This is a genomic window from Streptococcus halitosis (assembly GCF_027691175.1).
GTDB classification, from domain to species: domain Bacteria; phylum Bacillota; class Bacilli; order Lactobacillales; family Streptococcaceae; genus Streptococcus; species Streptococcus halitosis_A.
Genome location: NZ_JAQFBD010000001.1, coordinates 1,309,806 through 1,327,977, shown reverse-complemented (window position 1 = coordinate 1,327,977; position 18,172 = coordinate 1,309,806). Strand labels below are relative to the sequence as shown.

Below are 18,172 nucleotides of genomic sequence, written 5' to 3'. Positions count from 1 at the left end.
TTAGAAAGTATCAAATGGATATTCAATTTTTAGGAACGGGGGCTGGTCAGCCCTCCAAAGCCCGCAACGTTTCAAGCCTCGCCCTGAAACTCTTGGACGAGATTAACGAAGTTTGGCTCTTTGACTGTGGAGAAGGAACGCAAAATCGCATTCTCGAAACCACGATTCGACCACGTAAGGTCAGCAAAATCTTTATCACTCACCTGCATGGAGACCACATCTTTGGATTGCCAGGATTTCTTTCTAGTCGTGCCTTTCAGGCTAATGAAGAGCAGACAGATTTGGACATTTATGGACCTCAAGGGATCAAGTCCTTTGTCTTAACCAGTCTTCGTGTGTCAGGTTCTCGTCTGCCTTACCGCATTCATTTCCATGAGTTTGATCAAAATTCTCTAGGGAAAATCCTTGAAACCGATAAATTCACGGTGTATGCAGAGGAGCTGGATCACACTATTTTCTGTGTTGGCTATCGTGTCATGCAAAAGGATCTTGAAGGGACCTTGGATGCTGAAAAACTTAAGGCTGCTGGTGTTCCATTTGGCCCGCTTTTTGGGAAAATCAAAAACGGTCAGGATGTTGTTCTAGAAGATGGGACTCAAATCAAGGCTTCAGACTATATCTCAGCTCCCCGTCCTGGTAAGATTATCACTATCTTAGGTGATACTCGAAAAACCAATGCCAGTGTTCGTCTAGCTGTCAATGCTGATGTCCTTGTCCATGAGTCGACTTATGGCAAGGGCGATGAAAAAATTGCCCGCAATCATGGCCACTCAACCAACATGCAGGCAGCGCAAGTAGCAGCAGAAGCTGGTGTCAAACGCCTCTTGCTTAATCATATCAGTGCCCGCTTCCTCTCAAAGGATATTAGTCAGCTTAAGAAAGATGCTGCTAGTGTCTTTGAAAATGTCCATGTCGTCAAAGACTTGGAAGAAGTGGAAATCTAGAAGATTGAGAAAGGATAAGTATGCGTACTATTCTCATTACCGGAGCTAGCGGTGGCTTAGCCCAAGAAATGGTCAAACTCTTGCCAAATGACCAATTGATCTTGCTAGGTAGAAACAAGGAAAAACTGGCACAACTCTACGGAAATCATCCTAATGTGGAATGGATTGAAATCGACATTACTGATGACTCAGCCCTAGAAACTCTGGTAGCTGACCTCTATATCCGTTATGGCAAGATTGATGTCTTGATTAACAATGCAGGATATGGTATTTTTGAAGAGTTTGACAAGATCTCTGATCAAGACATTCACCAGATGTTTGAGGTTAATACCTTTGCCCTGATGAATCTGTCTCGTCGTATTGCAGCTCGTATGAAAGAAAGCCGAAAAGGCCATATCATCAATATTGTCAGCATGGCAGGTTTGATAGCGACTGGCAAGTCCAGCCTTTACTCAGCGACCAAGTTTGCGGCTATTGGATTTTCAAATGCTCTGCGCCTCGAACTCATGCCTTACGGTGTCTATGTAACGACGGTCAATCCAGGTCCAATCCGCACAGGATTTTTTGACCAGGCAGACCCAGATGGGACCTACCTCAATTCGGTTGACCGCTTTCTTTTAGAACCAGATGCAGTCGCTAAAAAGATTGTTAAGTGTATAGGAAAAAACAAACGGGAACTCAATCTCCCAGTTTTGTTGAACCTAGCCCATAAGTTTTATACACTCTTCCCCAAATTAGCCGATAAGTTGGCAGGGGGAATCTTTAATTATAAGTGATGAAGCTGTTCCCTTGAGGAATGGCTTTTTGCTTTAATAAGGAGAAGTTGTTGATCAAAAATAATCCCTGAAAATACTGGTAGTTTATCTCTATTTGATAGTTTTGGAGTATAATTGAGATAAGAAAGCAGATTAAAGAGAGAATAAACTCCGAGTCTAACATAACTAAAAGTATATCTATAGTAGAAGCTTATGAAGTCAAAATAGAAGGAGCAGGTCATGGAATTTATTGTAGCTGAGGAAGGGATTCCTCAAAATATCGGATGTCAGGGAGCCCTGATTGCCTATTATGGCAGTGAGATAGAATTTCATTATGAAACCGTTCCACCACACGGTGATGAGATTTTTTCTGCCAAGTTGCCTTTGTTGGGGCTTGATCTGCCCTTTTGGATCTATGGGAGAAATCTCATATTTTTAGATGCTTACTACCTCTTAGCAGAAACAGTTAAGAAAGGGACTTGGAATCCCATAACGAGTATCCTCATCAATATTCATATGGGGGAATACGCCAGCCTAGACCACTGGTACAATCATATATCTATTGAGCAAAACGGTCTTGAGTTGAAAAATGATTATGATGGACAAGTCCTGACTTTGAAAACGGTTGACAAACTTCATTGGCTTGCCCTAGATGCTGAATCAGAAGAAAGGAACTAAAGATGGCAAAGAAAAGAGTTACATTACCAAAAGAGTTTAAGGATTTAATGGATGAAGGAAATATTGAAGCCCTTAAAGCAGTCTATGATCGTTGTGAATTAACCGCCCATGATGGAAGATTTAGCTTATGTACACCTCTGCATATGGGAGGAGTCCCGGATGAATTGGTTATCTGGCTTGTCGAAAAGGGCTTGGATATCAATATTCCTGATTATTATGGAGGGACTCCTTTATACCGTCAAGCAATCTTGGGTAGAGATACAGTAAAACTCTTGTGTGAATTGGGGGCAGACATTGAAAAGCCCAATAGATATGGCGAGACCCCTCTACATATGGCAGCTGAGTTTTTTCATCCTAAAACAGTCAAATTTTTGATTAACAAGGGAGCAAATGTCAATGTAGAGAATGATATGGGAAGAACTCCACTAGCTTCAGTCTTGATGGTTTGTCGGGGAATCTATATTGCCCAAACTGCTGAAATTGCCTCTATGTTACTAGAAGCAGGTGCTAAGAAAACCTCTAAAATGAAGGAAAAAGTTGAACAAATTGGTAAGGATTTTGAATTTCACAGAGAAGGTATCCATCCTGACTACATAGAGGCTGCAGATAAAGGCTTAGCGAAGCTCTATGAGCTCTTCGATGTCAAGCCTGTAGAAAAAAGATTAACTCACGATGGAGTTTCTCCGATTCTCGTAAAAGAAGGTAGTTGGGAGGAACAATATGAGGAACTTTGGTCCTTCTTAATCCCTTCGAGTGGGCCAGCCAAAACTGTTCAGGGGGAAGTTATCCGTATACCAGGCAGAGTTCGTGATGAACTGGATCGCAATGGTGGGGCCAACTGGGACAGAGACTACCGCAAGATGCTACAGGCTATTCCTCACTATCTTTCTCTAGGAACTCCACTTTCAGACACTGACTTAGAAGAAGCCAAGCAAGTCATTGCACAAATCCATAGCAAAGAGAATGATGATGAAGCCAGTCTGGATCGCCTCTGCCAATTGGCTCTTGCTTGGATTAAGCAAAATCCTAAACCAATTGACTTAGAAGAACCAAGTTATAAGCGGTAAAAAGAATAAGAGTTTGACAATGATTACATTAAAAAATATTGGAGAATTTAAATCGGTTCCACAACTTGTTAAGGACATCATAGAGGGAGACACCTGGGCCTTAGACCAATATCTTGCAAGTGGTTGGGATATTGACCAAGAAATAGAAATCAGCAAGTATACCTCTCTAAGCCCAATTGATTTATCCTTGATTACAGGAAATTTTGACTCCCTAAAATGGCTAGTGGAAAAGGGGGCTCATTTAAATGTAAAAAATAACCCTTCATTTTTGTTGGCTGTCAGGTATTGTGATGGTACGTTCATCAAGTATCTTATGGAACATGGAGCAAAGATTAATAGTGTAAATGCTGTAAAGTCGGAAGCCTTTCAAGAAGCCTTATTTGGCAATAAATTTGATAATCTAGCTATTATCCATGCATTAGGACATAGTGTCGAAAAATATGGCGGAAAAGCATTTAGGAGAGCTGTTGCAGATAGAAATTATCAGGTGCTAGATTTTTTTATTAAAAATGGAGTTGATATAAACTATAATGCCTCCGACTCGGTTTATCCCTTTAAGCCAACGCCTCTCAGTGTAGCTGCAAGATATGTTGACCTAGATATGTGTAAATACCTTGTAGAGCACGGGGCGGACGTGACTCTCACTGAAAAAGATGGTATGAGACCTTATAGTATCGCTATCGAAAAGGGGGATCAAGAGATGGCAGAATACTTTAAAAAACTAGAGCCAGTAGAATTTCATAATTTATGCAATAAATTGGATGAACTAAAACCATTTAAACTGCCTCGGGAACTTACCGATTTTCTCATGAGTCAAGACTTATATTTTGAACTTACTAACTGTGATTTTAAGTGGATAGAGTTTTTCCCTCTCATGCAAACAATTCCCTTAAAAAAAGGTCGTAAAAAATTTCTCCGTATTTCACGGTCAACCGGAGATTATACTCATATCTATCTCATTTGGCATCCAAAGACAAGTAAAGTAGCTTTTTACGATGAGGAACACGAAACTATAAGTGATATTTGTAGCTTTAAAGAATTTATCTGCAATATGTCTAGACACTTACAAGAAATTCTTGAAGGTTAAGAGAAATCAAAAAGGGGGGCTCTTATGCAACTAATTGACCAAGTTAAAAAAATAGAAACTTATATTTGTGAGTGTTTTGAAGACTGGGATTTGGATGATCCTGTAGAGGAAGGATATCTGGAAGATTATCAGGGCATTTCTGGTGCTTCTGAGGAAGAGCTTCAAGCCTTTGAGGAAATATTTGGCATTCGTCTACCTAGTGACTTCAAAGAGCTTTATAGCTATAAAAATGGGAGTAAATACCTCTCTATTTTACCTTGTGTAATTGACCAGAGAGATTTGACTTTTTCTCTCATGAGTCTACAGGAAATTGAGACTTGTAAAAAGTACTTTCAAAATAGAGATGCTCTGTTAACCGAATTTCCCGACTATTTTTCTAGTCAAGACCTAGAAAACATGCATGATAGTAGAATTAAGCCTTATCTTTTTAATAAAAAATGGCTTCCTTTTGCTCAGTATTGTGACTCTTGTTATCTTATGCTGGATTTTGATCCAGACCAGGAGGGTCAGGAAGGTCAGGTTATTTGCTACATCCATGATCCTGACCAGGTGATCTATGCGGCTGAAAGCCTTACAAATCTGATTGAAGGGATAATGGATGAGATCATATGAATGGACAAATGTACCAAATAGCCTGTATCGTGGCAGCAGCTAGGAAGGCTTTAAAAACTGATCAGGCAATCTTGTATCATCCTGACCAATATATCAATAAGATTTGCTTTCAAATTTTGCCGTCAGAAAAGGGGGAAGTTATAGAACTATCTGTATCTGATTGGTTTGAAAATCTTAAGGAAAAAGGGTTGAAGGACTTAAAATTATTTTGCCCTATCTCAGTAAATGACAGAGGTATTTTAGGTTTCTCCAATACGACACAGAGTTCAATTCTCTGTTTTTATAAAGATGGGAAGGCAGGTTATTTCCTACCAAATTGGAAATCTGCTTCCGCAGGTAGGGGCTGGGATGTTACCTACACCGAGTATGAATGGGAAAGGTCTTCTCAAGACATTCCCCACTATGAAAATAATATCGAAGAATTTAAGGACATATTGACTCGTATAGAAGATTTAGCAATTAAAATTGAATGTGACAACTTTGCCAAAGTCTTTCAATCTGCTAGAAACTGTTTGCTAGACCCAGAATCTGGTAAAGGGCTGGCAGAACCTCAAATTCCACTGCAACATCTAAGCATATTTAGAGCTGCAAGCTCAGCGGATGTTTTTGGAGGAATGGGCTCCTGGAATGATGAACCTGGATGGCTGGCACAAGATAAGGGACTGGGTCAAGTATACGATGAACTTTCAGATCAATTGCTAAGAAATATTAGATCAGCCATTCTATTTGCCATCAACGAGTGGTGATGGATTAGGAGAGAGAAAATGGGGAAGTTAAAGTTAAGTCTATTGAATAAATGGGAACTAGACAAGGACTACAATAGTGTTTTCAATTCTGTCATGTTACATGATGGTAGAGCCTTTGTCTTGACCAGTGAGAAGGAAACTTTCAATCTCTACTGTCTGCTTGAAGTATCACCTTTGGGTGTGAAGGAGATAGATGCTTGGTATTGTGACCATGTTTGGGAGGAAGAGCCTCTACTCTTTACAGATGGACAAAATATTGGCATCATCAAGGCTGGCAAGGAAATAGTCTATTATACTGGTGATTTTTCTAATCCAGAAATTATTGCCATAAAGGATCCGCAAAGTATACTTCCTAAAAAGGCACAAGAGAGATATTTTCAAATCGTATCAGATAGCGACCAGATACCCGTGTGTTTTGAAAATCAAGTTTATACAAATCAGGCAAGAAACTTTGCCCTTTTAGAATTTGATCGAGAGAAAAAGCAGGCGAAGTGGACCACTTATTCGCATATTGATAAAAAAGATTTAAACCACCACGACACGAACTCAAGTTTTTGTCCTAAAATCGATAGTATGAAATCTTGGAAGCAAGAGCTCTATGCCTTTAGCTCTGGAGAAAGTCAAACCTCTGTCAATAAATGGGGCATGGACTATTATGCTCTTGTTAAAATCTCTAGTGATGGTCGTATTATCGAAAAGTTATTAGAATCTGAACATTTAAAGGCTTTAGGCAAAAAAGCTGGTGTCAATGGAATTTTTACGGATTCGCCTTATCTTATCCTGAGCCCCTTATTTAAGAATGATGACTGGAAGGGTAAGCAAAAGCTATTTTCTCTGGCAACGAGAGAATGGTGCGATATAGCTTTGCCTAGAGGAATGAGTAAACACAAGCTTCAAAATATGACAGACAACTTTTGTTTAACCTTCCTTTACGACAGAGGATTAAAAGAACTTGCCCTTTGTCGGATTGACTAGGCTGTAAATCAGAGTTAGAAATATTCTTAGAATAGAAGAAAATAAAAAAGCCTAAAAATGTTAAAACATCTTGACATTTCATCGATTTAGAGTATAATAAAAAATGTAAAGAGCTCTTGACATTGTTTTGACAGATTGGAGGAACAGGACTATGAGAAAAATGGATGAAATGGACAGAGCGATTCAGCTACGTTCTGAGGAATGGGGTTATAAAACGGCTCTATTTGGCTTATGTGGATGGACAGTATTTAATATTTATCAATCTATTACAAAAGGCATTGAACTTGAAATGTTACCATGTCTGATTTTATGTTTATCTATTTCTGTTCAAGGATTTACACAAATTGCCATAAAACAGAAAATGGTTGATGGTGATGAAGATTTTAAAGAACCTAATAAACTTGTTCAAGGAGTAATTTTGATGGTTGTTATCCTTATCGTAGTTTTGGCAATTGGCATTTATTGTTTTCAGAAAGACTAATGCTGTATGAAAAATAATATCAAACAGCTAAGAAAGTCTGAAGGACTACGTCAGGAAGATATGGCAAAAATATTAGGCGTTAGTCGACAAACCATTATTGCTATCGAGAATGACAAGTACAATCCTACACTTGAACTAGCAATGAAAATTGCAAGGTTGCTACAACTACATGTTGAAGAAATTTTCATTTTAGAAGATTAAAGATATCAGATAGCATTTATTCTAATCATCTGATTCGTAATGATGGAGAGTTTTCCGGTTCATGGAAACTCTCTTTTAAAGCTCATAAAGATTCTACTCAATTTTACCCTTGTCCATCTATATATCTATCGTAAAACTGGTATAAAAATTGCAAATCGGATCTTTAAATAGTATACTAGTTCTGTTAGTTATGAAAACGTTTGCGTTTTTGTTGATGATGATTATTTAGGAGACAAGACATGGAATTGACAGCCATTTATCATAGACCAGAATCAGAGTATGCTTATCTTTACAAAGAAGGTCAGTTACATATCCGAATCAAAACCAAGAAAGATGATGTCCAGCAGGTCATTTTACATTATGGAGATCCCTTTATCTTCATCGAGGATAAGTATGAAGCCAAGAAAGAAATGACTAAAGTAACCTCAGATGCCCTATTTGACTATTGGCAGGTTACGGTCTCTGTTGATTTTGCTCGCATTCAGTATCTCTTTGAGCTCCTTGATAAAGAAGGTCAAGGTGTTTTTTACGGTGATAAGGGTTGCGTAGAACATACTCAAGAAAACTTGGATGCTGAAGGAAATGGTTTCAAGCTTCCTTATATTCACGAAATCGATGGTTGCCAAGTTCCTGACTGGGTTTCAAATACCGTTTGGTATCAGATTTTCCCAGAACGATTTGCTAATGGAAATCCTAATCTAACTCCAGATGGAGCTCGAGAGTGGGATGCTGTCATTGCACCTAACATGGATGATTTTTTTGGTGGAGATTTACAAGGGATTATTGACCATTTAGACTATCTTAAAGATTTGGGAATCACTGGACTTTACCTATGTCCAATTTTTGAAGCAACGACCAATCACAAGTACGATACGACGGATTATTTTGAAATTGACCGTCACTTTGGAGACAAGGAAGTCTTTCGTAATCTAGTCGAGGAAGCCCATAAACGTGGCATTAAGATTATGCTAGATGCTGTTTTCAATCATATCGGCTACCAGTCTGCCCAATGGCAGGATGTTCTAAAAAATGGAGAAAATTCTCCTTATAAAGATTGGTTCCATATTCAAGAGTTTCCAATTACAGAGGATAAACTTCAGAATCCAAGAGAACTCCCTTATCATACCTTTGCCTTTGCTAGCTATATGCCTAAGTTAAATACAGCAAATCCTGAAGTCAAAGACTATCTTTTAAGTGTTGCGACCTACTGGATTGAGAATTTTGATATCGATGCTTGGCGTTTGGACGTTGCCAATGAAATTGACCATCAGTTCTGGAAAGATTTTAGAAAGGCAGTTCTCGCTAAAAAGCCTGATTTGTATATTTTAGGTGAAATCTGGCATACGTCTCAACCTTGGCTAAAAGGGGATGAGTTCCATGCTGTCATGAACTACCCGCTCTCTGAAAGTATCAAGGATTATTTCTTGCGTCAGCATAAAAAGACAGAGCAGTTTATTTCAGAAATCAATAGCCAGTCAATGTACTACAAGCAACAAATCTCAGAAGTGATGTTTAACCTTCTGGATTCTCACGATACAGAGCGTATCCTCACAACTGCCAAAGGCAATGTGCAACATGTCAAGGCTGCTTTAACCTTCCTCTACCTTCAAAAAGGGACTCCTTGTATCTATTACGGAACAGAGCTTGCATTAATAGGTGGACCAGATCCCGACTGCCGTCGTGTCATGCCTTGGGACCGTGTGTCTGAGGACAATGATATGCTGAATTTCATGAAGAAATTAATCCAAGTCCGTAAAGGAGTTGCAAGCATTATTCAGCATGGTTCATATAGCTTGCAAGAAGTGAAACCATATGTTCTTTCCTTGAAATGGACCTACGAAGGAAAAGAAGTTCAGGCTATCTTTAATCAGTCTAAGGAGAATGTTATCTTAGACAGAGATTCAGTTGATTTAGCGAGTCATTGCCAGTTTGAAGATGGTCAGCAAGTCATCTTGCCAGATGGATTTGTAGTTACTATTTCTGAGTAAAAAGGATTAAAATAATGGCACTCAAGGAAGTTTATGAGTATTTTCGTCACTATGATAAGGAAACTTATCAGGTTGTCGCCTGCATGGGTAATGAACCATCGGAAGAAGATGTTCAGGATTTTGAAAATCAATACGGCATTCGTCTGCCAGGAGATTTCAGGGAATTCACCATGTCATCTCTGGGAGGTCTCTTTATGGAAGTCAGGGAAGAGCTATGGCCAAGAGCCAAGGCTTACGATGTAGCCCCTTTTTGGACTTTCTGTCGAGGTATTAAGGTCTTGGGAATTGCAAATGGCATCCCAGATTTCTTAGATATTCGAATTAAAACCAAGGAATTACACGCTCTGGGCTTTGAGGATTATATTCCATTTCTGTCTATCATCGGTGATGGAGATGTAATTTTCTGCTTTGATAAGGACAATCACATAGTAGCTTTGGATTGGTATAATAGTGGCGAAACTGAAGAGCTTAATTGTGATTTTTCAGGACTTTTACTCCAGCAAATTGCCGAGCTAGAAGAGCGTAAAAATGAGATGGTCAATCTTTTGGAAAAGGGAAAATCTAGTCAATAATCTATAAGGAAATATCAGTTTGATAGTCCGTAAAAGAGGTTGGGACAAAAGATCCCGACCTCACTTTTTTAGCAATCAAACTTTGACGCGTTAGCTGATTGAACTTTTTGTTCGTCTTTTAGACTCCAAAAAGCTCCTAATCATCCTCGCGAGGCTGGGACTACGAAATCGAGACTTTGTCTATCGATTTCTGTCCCACCGCCTTTTTTAGTAAAACCATTCACTAAATCTACATTCAGATTTTTAAACTTTTCTACAAATTTTAGAAAAAACAATCAAAAATATGATTTTTTGTGTTTAGGGTATTGAAATTTCCTATATTATTTTATAAAATAAGGGTAAAAGACTATGGAAAAGTAATACGCTTACAATGAAATGGAAGCGGTTACTAAAGGAGGATTTTATGGAAAAAGGCCATTGGAATCGTAAAAGAGTCTACAGCATTCGTAAGTTTGCCGTAGGCGCTTGCTCTGTCATGATTGGAACCTGTGCGGTTCTATTTGGAGGAAGTGTCATTGGAGAATCACCAGTTTTCGCGGATGAAACTTCTATCGCCCACACTGTGGAACAAGCAAAAGAGGAAAGTCCGGCAGTGGAGGAAAAAGGAGATCAAACTGTAGCAGAGCACAAGGATGCTGCAAGTGTCGACCAAAGTCAAGCTGCTCCCATTGAAGCAAGCAAACCAGAGGTGAAAGAAGAGGAACCTGTAGTTCCAAAAGAGGAGAAAGCATCTCTAAAACCTGAAGAAACAGCACCAAAGGTAGAATCTCAAGCTTCAAGTCAAGAAAAACCTGTTAAGGAAGATTTGAAGGCTGCGACAAATGAAGAAGTAAATCAAATGATTGAAGATAGAAAAGTGAATTTTAATCAAAATTGGCACTTTAAACTCAATGCGAATCCTAAAGAAGCTGTGAAATCAGATGCCGATGTATCAACATGGCAAAAATTGGATCTCCCACACGACTGGAGTATCTTTAACGATTTTGACCATCAGTCACCTGCCCAAAATGAGGGTGGACAGCTCAATGGTGGTGAAGCTTGGTATCGCAAGACCTTTAAACTTGATGAAAAAGATCTCAAGAAAAATGTTCGTGTGACCTTTGATGGTGTCTATATGGACTCTCAAGTCTATGTCAATGGCCAGTTAGTGGGGCATTATCCAAATGGTTATAACCAGTTCTCATACGATATCACCAAATACCTTCACAAAGATGGTCGTGAGAATGTGATTGCTGTCCATGCGGTTAACAAACAACCAAGTAGCCGTTGGTACTCTGGTAGCGGTATTTACCGTGATGTGACCTTGCAAGTGACAGATAAGGTTCATGTTGAGAAAAATGGAACAACTATCTTAACACCAAAACTGGAAGAACAGCAACATGGCAAGGTTGAAACTCATGTAGCCAGCAAAATCGTCAATACAGATGATAAAGACCATGAACTGGTGGCAGAGTATCAAATCGTTGAACGTGGTGGCCAGGCTGTAACAGGCTTGGTTCGTACAGCTAGCCGTACCCTGAAAGCACATGAGTCAACAAGCCTTGATGCGATTCTAGAAGTTGAAAGACCAAAACTCTGGACAGTTTTAAATGATAAACCTGCTTTGTACGAATTGATTACGCGTGTTTACCGTGATGGTCAATTAGTCGATGCTAAGAAAGATTTGTTTGGTTACCGTTACTATCATTGGACTCCAAATGAAGGTTTCTCTTTGAATGGTGAACGCATTAAATTCCATGGTGTTTCCTTGCACCATGACCACGGAGCGCTTGGAGCAGAAGAAAACTATAAGGCAGAATACCGTCGTCTCAAACAAATGAAGGAGATGGGCGTTAACGCCATCCGTACAACTCATAACCCTGCAAGTCCACAGACTTTGCAAATCGCAGCAGAACTTGGTTTGCTGGTTCAGGAAGAGGCCTTTGATACGTGGTATAATGGAAAGAAACCTTATGACTACGGGCGTTTCTTTGAAAAAGATGCCACTCACCCAGAAGCTAGAAAAGGTGAAAAATGGTCTGACTACGATCTTCGTACCATGGTCGAAAGAGATAAAAATAACCCAGCTGTCTTCATGTGGTCTATCGGGAATGAAATTGGTGAAGCAGATGGAAAGGCTCACTCTCTTGCAACGGTTAAACGCTTAGTAAAAGTGATTAAAGATGTTGATACTACACGTTATGTTACCATGGGAGCAGATAAGTTCCGCTTTGGTGATGGTAGCGGTGATCATGAGAAAATTGCTAATGAACTGGATGCAGTTGGTTTCAACTACTCAGAAGACAACTACAAGAAACTTCGTGCGAAACATCCAAACTGGTTGATTTATGGTTCAGAAACATCTTCAGCAACCCGTACACGCGGTAGCTATTATCGTCCTGAACAAGAATTGGTACATAGCAACCAAGCTTATCGTAACTATGAACAGTCAGATTATGGAAATGATCGTGTTGGTTGGGGTAAAACGGCAACCGCTTCATGGACCTTTGACCGTGACAACGCTGGCTATGCTGGACAGTTTATCTGGACAGGTACGGACTATATCGGTGAACCTACACCATGGCACAATCAAAACCAAACTCCCGTTAAGAGCTCTTACTTTGGTATCGTAGATACAGCCGGTATTCCAAAACATGACTTCTACCTCTACCAAAGCCAATGGGTTTCTGTCAAGAAGAAACCAATGGTTCACCTTCTTCCTCACTGGAACTGGGAAAATAGAGAATTGGCATCGAAAGTTGAAGATTCAGACGGAAAAATCCCAGTTCGAGCTTACTCAAACGCTGCCAGCGTTGAATTGTTCTTAAATGGTCAATCTCTTGGAGTTAAGAAGTTCAACAAAAAACAAACTAGTGATGGCCGTACCTACCAAGAAGGTGCCAATGCCAAGGAACTCTACCTTGAGTGGAAGGTTGCGTACCAACCAGGTACTTTGGAAGCTGTAGCTCGCGATGAAGCTGGAAAAGAAATTGCACGTGATAAGATCACTACTGCAGGCCAACCAGCAGGTGTTCGCCTCGTCAAGGAAGAACATGCAATCGCAGCAGATGGAAAAGACTTGACCTACATCTACTACGAAATCGTAGATAGTGAAGGAAATGTGGTACCAACTGCCAATAATTTGGTTCGTTTCCAATTGCATGGACAGGGTCAACTGGTCGGTGTCGACAATGGGGAACAAGCCAGCCGTGAACGCTACAAGGCGCAACCAGATGGTTCTTGGATCCGTAGAGCCTTTAACGGTAAAGGGGTTGCCATTGTTAAATCAACTGAACAAGCAGGTAAATTCACACTAACAGCTCATTCAGATCTCTTGAAATCTGGTCAAGTAACGGTCTTTACAGGTAAAAAAGAAGACCAAGAAAAGACCGTTCTAGGAACAGAGGTACCAAAAGTACGTACTGTTATTGAGAAAGAGCCAAAAATGCCGAAGACAGTCGGTTTTATCTACAGTGATGGCAGTCGTGAAAAACGTCCAGTAACTTGGTCTTCAGTTGATGTGAGCAAGCCTGGTATTGTAACGGTCAAAGGCACGGCTGACGGACGAGAGGTAGAGGCTCGTGTTGAGGTTCTAGCAATTGCGAAAGAACTGCCTACTGTAAAACGTGTTGCCCCAGGAACAGATTTGAATGCAGTTGATAAATACGTTTCTATCGCTGTAACGGATGGAAGCATTCAAGAATACGAAGTTGATAAGTGGGAGATCGTGGAGGCAGATAAAGCCAAACTTTCAGTCGCAGGATCACGTATACAAATGAGTGGTCAATTAGCTGGCGAAACCATTCATGCTACCCTTGTAGTAGAAGAAGGCGAGCCTGCAGCACCTGTAGTGCCAACTGTGACGGTTGGTGATGAAGCTGTCACAGGACTTACTAGTCAAAAACCAATGCAATACCGCACTCTTGCTTATGGAGCTAAGTTACCAAAAGTCGCAGCAAGTGCTGAAAATGCGGATGTTACTGTAGTCCAAGCAAGCGCAGCAAACGGCATGCGTGCAAGCATCTTTGTTCAACCAAATGATGGTGGCCCTCTTCAAATGTATGCTATTCAGTTCCTCGAAGAAGCGCCAAAAATTGATCATTTGAGCCTACAAGTGGAGAAAGCTGATGCTCTCAAAGAAGACCAAACAGTCAAATTGTCGGTTCGTGCTCACTATCAAGATGGAACACAAGCAGTTCTACCAGCAGATAAGGTGAACTTCTCTACAAGTGGTGAAGGGGAAGTCGCAGTTCGTAAAGGAATGCTTGAGTTACATAAGCCAGGAACAGTCACTCTCAAAGCAGAATATGAGGGGGCTACAGGTCAAATCGATCTCACGATTCAGGCCAATACTGAGAAAAAAGTAGCCCAAGCTATCCGGCCAGTAAACGTAGTAACAGACTTGCATCAAGAACCTACTCTTCCATCAACAGTAACAGTTGAGTATGACAAAGGTTTCCCTAAAGCCCACAAAGTCACATGGCAAGCCATTCCAAAAGAAAAACTCGACCACTATCAAACTTTTGAAGTTCTAGGTAAAGTTGAAGGTCTTGATCTTGAAGCGCGTGCAAAAGTCTCTGTAGAAGGCATCGTTTCAGTTGAAGAAGTCAGTGTGACGACCCCAATTGCAGAAGCGCCACAATTACCAGAAAGTGTTCGCACCTACGATTCAAATGGTCACGTTTCATCAGCTAAAGTTACTTGGGATACGATTCGTCCAGAGCAATACGCCAAGGAAGGTGTCTTTACAGTTAATGGTCGCTTAGAAGGTACGCAATTAACAACTAAACTTCATGTTCGCGTATCTGCTCAAACTGAGAAGGGAGCAAATATTTCTGATCAATGGACCGGTTCAGAATTGCCACTGGCCTTTGCTTCAGACTCAAATCCGAGTGACCCTGTTTCAAACGTCAACGATAAATTGATTTCCTTTAATGACCGCCCAGCTAATCGTTGGACAAACTGGAATCGTAGTAATCCAGAAGCTTCAGTTGGTGTCCTATTCGGAGATTCAGGTATCTTGAGCAAACGTTCGGTTGATAATTTAAGTGTCGGATTCCACGAAGACCATGGAGTTGGTGTACCGAAGTCTTATGTGATTGAGTATTATGTTGGTAAGACTGTTCCAACAGCCCCTAAAAACCCTAGCTTTGTAGGTGAGGAAAACCATGCCTTTAACGATCCTGCAAACTGGAAAGAGGTAAGCAATCTCAAAGCACCAGCTCAATTAAAAGCTGGAGAAATGAATCATTTCAGCTTTGATAAAGTTGAGACCTATGCGGTTCGCATTCGTATGGTTCGACTTGATAGCAAGAAAGGAACGTCTATCACAGAAGTACAAATTTTTGCGAAACAAGTCGCAGCAGCCAAACAAGGACAAACGAGAATCCAAGTTGACGGTAAAGACTTAGCAAACTTTAACCCAGATTTGACAGACTACTACCTTGAGTCTGTAGATGGAAAAGTTCCTGCAGTAACAGCAAGTGTTAGCAACAATGGTCTCGCTACCGTCGTTCCAAGTGTTCGTGAAGGTGAGCCAGTTCGTGTTATCGCGAAGGCTGAAAATGGTGATATCCTAGGAGAATACCGTCTACACTTTACAAGCAATAAAGACTTGCTCTCTCGTAAACCAGTTGCTGCGGTCAAACAAGCTCGCTTGCTACAAGTAGGGCAACCACTTGAATTGCCAACTAAGGTTCCTGTTTACTTCACAGGTAAAGACGGTTACGAAACAAAAGACTTGGCAGTTGAATGGGAAGAAGTTCCAGAAGAAAAGCTGACAAAAGCAGGTCAATTTACCGTTCGAGGCCATGTCCTTGGTAGTGATCTTGTTGCTGAGTTCACTGTACGAGTGACAGACAAACTAGGCGAAGCTCTCTCAAATAACCCAGAGTATGATGAAAATAGTAACCAGGCCTTTGCTTCCGCAACTAATGATATTGATCCAAGTTCACATGACCGTGTGGACTATCTCAATGACGGAAATCATTCAGAAAATCGTCGTTGGACAAACTGGTCTCCAACACCATCTTCTAACCCAGAAGTATCAGCAGGTGTGATTTTCCGTGAAAATGGTAAGATTGTCGAACGGACTGTTGCGCAAGCCAAACTCCATTTCTTTGCAGATAGTGGTACGGATGCCCCATCTAAACTCGTTTTAGAACGCTATATTGGCCCAGAATTTGAAGTTCCTACCTACTATTCAAACTACCAAGCCTATGATGCAGCCCATCCATTCAACAATCCAGAAAATTGGGAAGCTGTTCCTTATCGTGCGGATAAAGACATTGAAGCCGGTGATGAAATTAACGTTACCTTTAAAGCTGTCAAAGCCAAAGCCATGAGATGGCGTATGGAGCGCAAAGCGGATAAGAAGGGTGTTGCGATGATTGAGATGACCTTCCTTGCGCCAAGCGAATTGCCTCAAGAAAGTACGCAATCGAAGATTCTTGTAGATGGAAAAGAACTTCCTGACTTCGCTGAAGATCGTCAAGACTACCAAATCACCTATAAAGGTCAACGTCCAAAAGTTTCAGTCGAAGAAAGCAATCAAGTAGCTTCAACAGTTGTAGATAGTGGAGACGATAGCCTTCCAGTACTTGTTCGTCTTGTTTCAGAAAGTGGAAAACAAGTCAAGGAATACCGTATCCACTTGACTAAAGAAAAACCAGTTTCTGAGAAGACTGTTGCTGCTGTGCAAGAAGATCTTCCAAAACTCGAATTTGTTGAAAAAGATTTGGCCTACAAGACAGTTGAGAAAAAGGATCCAACACTGTATCTAGGTGAAACTCGTGTAGAACAAGAAGGAAAAGTTGGTAAGGAACGGATCTTTACAGCGGTTAATCCTGATGGAAGTAAGGAAGAAAAACTTCGTGAAGTGGTAGAGGCTCCGACAGACCGCATCGTCTTGGTTGGAACGAAACTAGGAACCTCCCTTCCAGAAGATGAAGTGAAGAACCTTGTCCTTAACAGACCAGAACTTGTAATTGAAGAAGAAACAATTGATTTCAAGGTTCAGGAACGTAAGTCTGATAAGTTGTATCTAGGTGAAACTCGTGTTCTCCAAGAAGGTCAAAAGGGTATCCGTGTTCACTTGATCGAGGTTGAAAATGGTAAGCGGACTGAAAAAGAAAGCTATGATAAAGTTATAGCTCAGGATCGCATCGTAGAAGTTGGAACGAAACCAGGAACCTCCCTTCCAGAAGATGAAGTGAAGAACCTTGTCCTTAACAGACCAGAACTTGTAATTGAAGAAGAAACAATTGATTTCAAGGTTCAGGAACAAAAGAACGATAAGCTTCCAGCAGGTCAAACCCGTGTTCTCCAAGAAGGACAAAAAGGTATCCGTGTTCACTTGATCGAAGTTGAAAATGGCAAACGAACTGAAAAAGAAAGCTATGATAAAGTCGTGGCTCAGGATCGCATCGTAGAAGTAGGTACGGCTGGTGAAACGACCAAACCAGTACCTCAAGAATCTACAAAACCACAAGTATCAGAAAAGGCAGATACAAAAGAAATTGCTTCAAATGCAGCTAGTCAAGCTCAAGAAGAGCAGTTGCCAAATACAGGAAGTGCAGAAAGTCAAGCAGCAGTAGCAGCAGGCTTAGCTCTTCTTGGTTTGAGTGCAGGACTAGTAGCCACTAAAGGCAAAAAAGAGGATTAGAATTTCTACGATATGAAGAGATGGGGACAAAATAGATTTATATTTTAAAAACTCTTCATTATGAATTTTGAAAATCTAATAGATTAAATAAAAAGTGAACCAAACTATTCTGGGACAATCAGAATTCTGTTTAGTTCACTTTTTGTTATGTTCTAAACTTTTATTTTAATATATTTCTACTATGTTAAGTCTTATAACAGTATATAGATTGATAAATTGGTTATATTTAGTTTTATGAATAAAGGGACATTATTTATTGAAAGGGAGTGGAAATATTAAAGGAATGGATTCTTTAAAGTTGACATTTCGTAAATAAATTCTTTAGTAATGAAATAAATCAATTAAAATATATATGTTATAATAAACTTGATAAGGTCTATTATATCATGTGCTGTAAGTGAATATAATTTTATCAAGAATAGAG

Annotated in this window: 13 protein-coding genes; all 13 read left to right on the top strand. The window is 40.2% G+C overall.

Going from position 1 to position 18,172, the window contains the following annotated elements; all coding sequences use genetic code 11:
• The first annotated feature begins 14 nt into the window (after positions 1-14).
• The 13 genes from rnz to bgaA all read left to right on the top strand — a co-directional run bounded on the left by rnz (position 15) and on the right by bgaA (position 17,748).
• Complete coding sequence (gene rnz, locus PG086_RS06435; RefSeq protein WP_270748195.1) at positions 15-944, top strand: ribonuclease Z; 930 nt, start codon at positions 15-17, stop codon at positions 942-944.
• Between the two features lie 20 nt (positions 945-964).
• Positions 965-1,720, top strand: a complete 756-nt coding sequence (locus PG086_RS06430) for an SDR family NAD(P)-dependent oxidoreductase (RefSeq protein WP_270748194.1) — start codon at positions 965-967, stop codon at positions 1,718-1,720.
• A gap of 219 nt (positions 1,721-1,939) precedes the next feature.
• Positions 1,940-2,377 carry a hypothetical protein gene (locus tag PG086_RS06425; RefSeq protein WP_270748192.1) on the top strand — a complete coding sequence of 146 codons (438 nt, stop codon included), beginning with the start codon at positions 1,940-1,942 and terminating at the stop codon, positions 2,375-2,377.
• Positions 2,378-2,379: 2 nt separating this feature from the next.
• Positions 2,380-3,444, top strand: a complete 1,065-nt coding sequence (locus PG086_RS06420; protein ID WP_270748191.1) for an ankyrin repeat domain-containing protein — start codon at positions 2,380-2,382, stop codon at positions 3,442-3,444.
• 19 nt (positions 3,445-3,463) lie between these two features.
• Positions 3,464-4,531 (top strand): ankyrin repeat domain-containing protein, encoded by a 1,068-nt coding sequence (locus PG086_RS06415; protein WP_000631363.1) that lies wholly within the window; start codon positions 3,464-3,466, stop codon positions 4,529-4,531.
• Between the two features lie 24 nt (positions 4,532-4,555).
• Positions 4,556-5,143: an SMI1/KNR4 family protein gene (locus tag PG086_RS06410; protein ID WP_033605822.1), complete on the top strand. Its 588-nt coding sequence runs from the start codon at positions 4,556-4,558 to the stop codon at positions 5,141-5,143.
• On the top strand, positions 5,140-5,889 hold the full coding sequence (locus tag PG086_RS06405) for a hypothetical protein (RefSeq protein WP_084939826.1): 750 nt from the start codon (positions 5,140-5,142) through the stop codon (positions 5,887-5,889). Before PG086_RS06410 ends, PG086_RS06405 begins: the two co-directional genes overlap by 4 nt.
• 18 nt (positions 5,890-5,907) lie before the next feature.
• Positions 5,908-6,864 (top strand): hypothetical protein, encoded by a 957-nt coding sequence (locus PG086_RS06400; protein ID WP_033605815.1) that lies wholly within the window; start codon positions 5,908-5,910, stop codon positions 6,862-6,864.
• A gap of 151 nt (positions 6,865-7,015) precedes the next feature.
• Positions 7,016-7,345, top strand: a complete 330-nt coding sequence (locus PG086_RS06395; protein ID WP_033584556.1) for a hypothetical protein — start codon at positions 7,016-7,018, stop codon at positions 7,343-7,345.
• A 6-nt stretch (positions 7,346-7,351) separates the two neighbouring features.
• Entirely contained in the window at positions 7,352-7,546 is a 195-nt protein-coding gene (locus PG086_RS06390) for a helix-turn-helix transcriptional regulator (RefSeq protein ID WP_033584559.1), read from the top strand.
• Between the two features lie 239 nt (positions 7,547-7,785).
• On the top strand, positions 7,786-9,534 hold the full coding sequence (locus PG086_RS06385; protein ID WP_084939824.1) for a glycoside hydrolase family 13 protein: 1,749 nt from the start codon (positions 7,786-7,788) through the stop codon (positions 9,532-9,534).
• A 14-nt stretch (positions 9,535-9,548) separates the two neighbouring features.
• Positions 9,549-10,106 (top strand): SMI1/KNR4 family protein, encoded by a 558-nt coding sequence (locus tag PG086_RS06380; protein ID WP_084939823.1) that lies wholly within the window; start codon positions 9,549-9,551, stop codon positions 10,104-10,106.
• Between the two features lie 403 nt (positions 10,107-10,509).
• Complete coding sequence (bgaA, locus tag PG086_RS06375) at positions 10,510-17,748, top strand: LPXTG-anchored adhesin/beta-galactosidase BgaA (protein ID WP_270748185.1); 7,239 nt, start codon at positions 10,510-10,512, stop codon at positions 17,746-17,748.
• Positions 17,749-18,172: the final 424 nt, after the last annotated feature.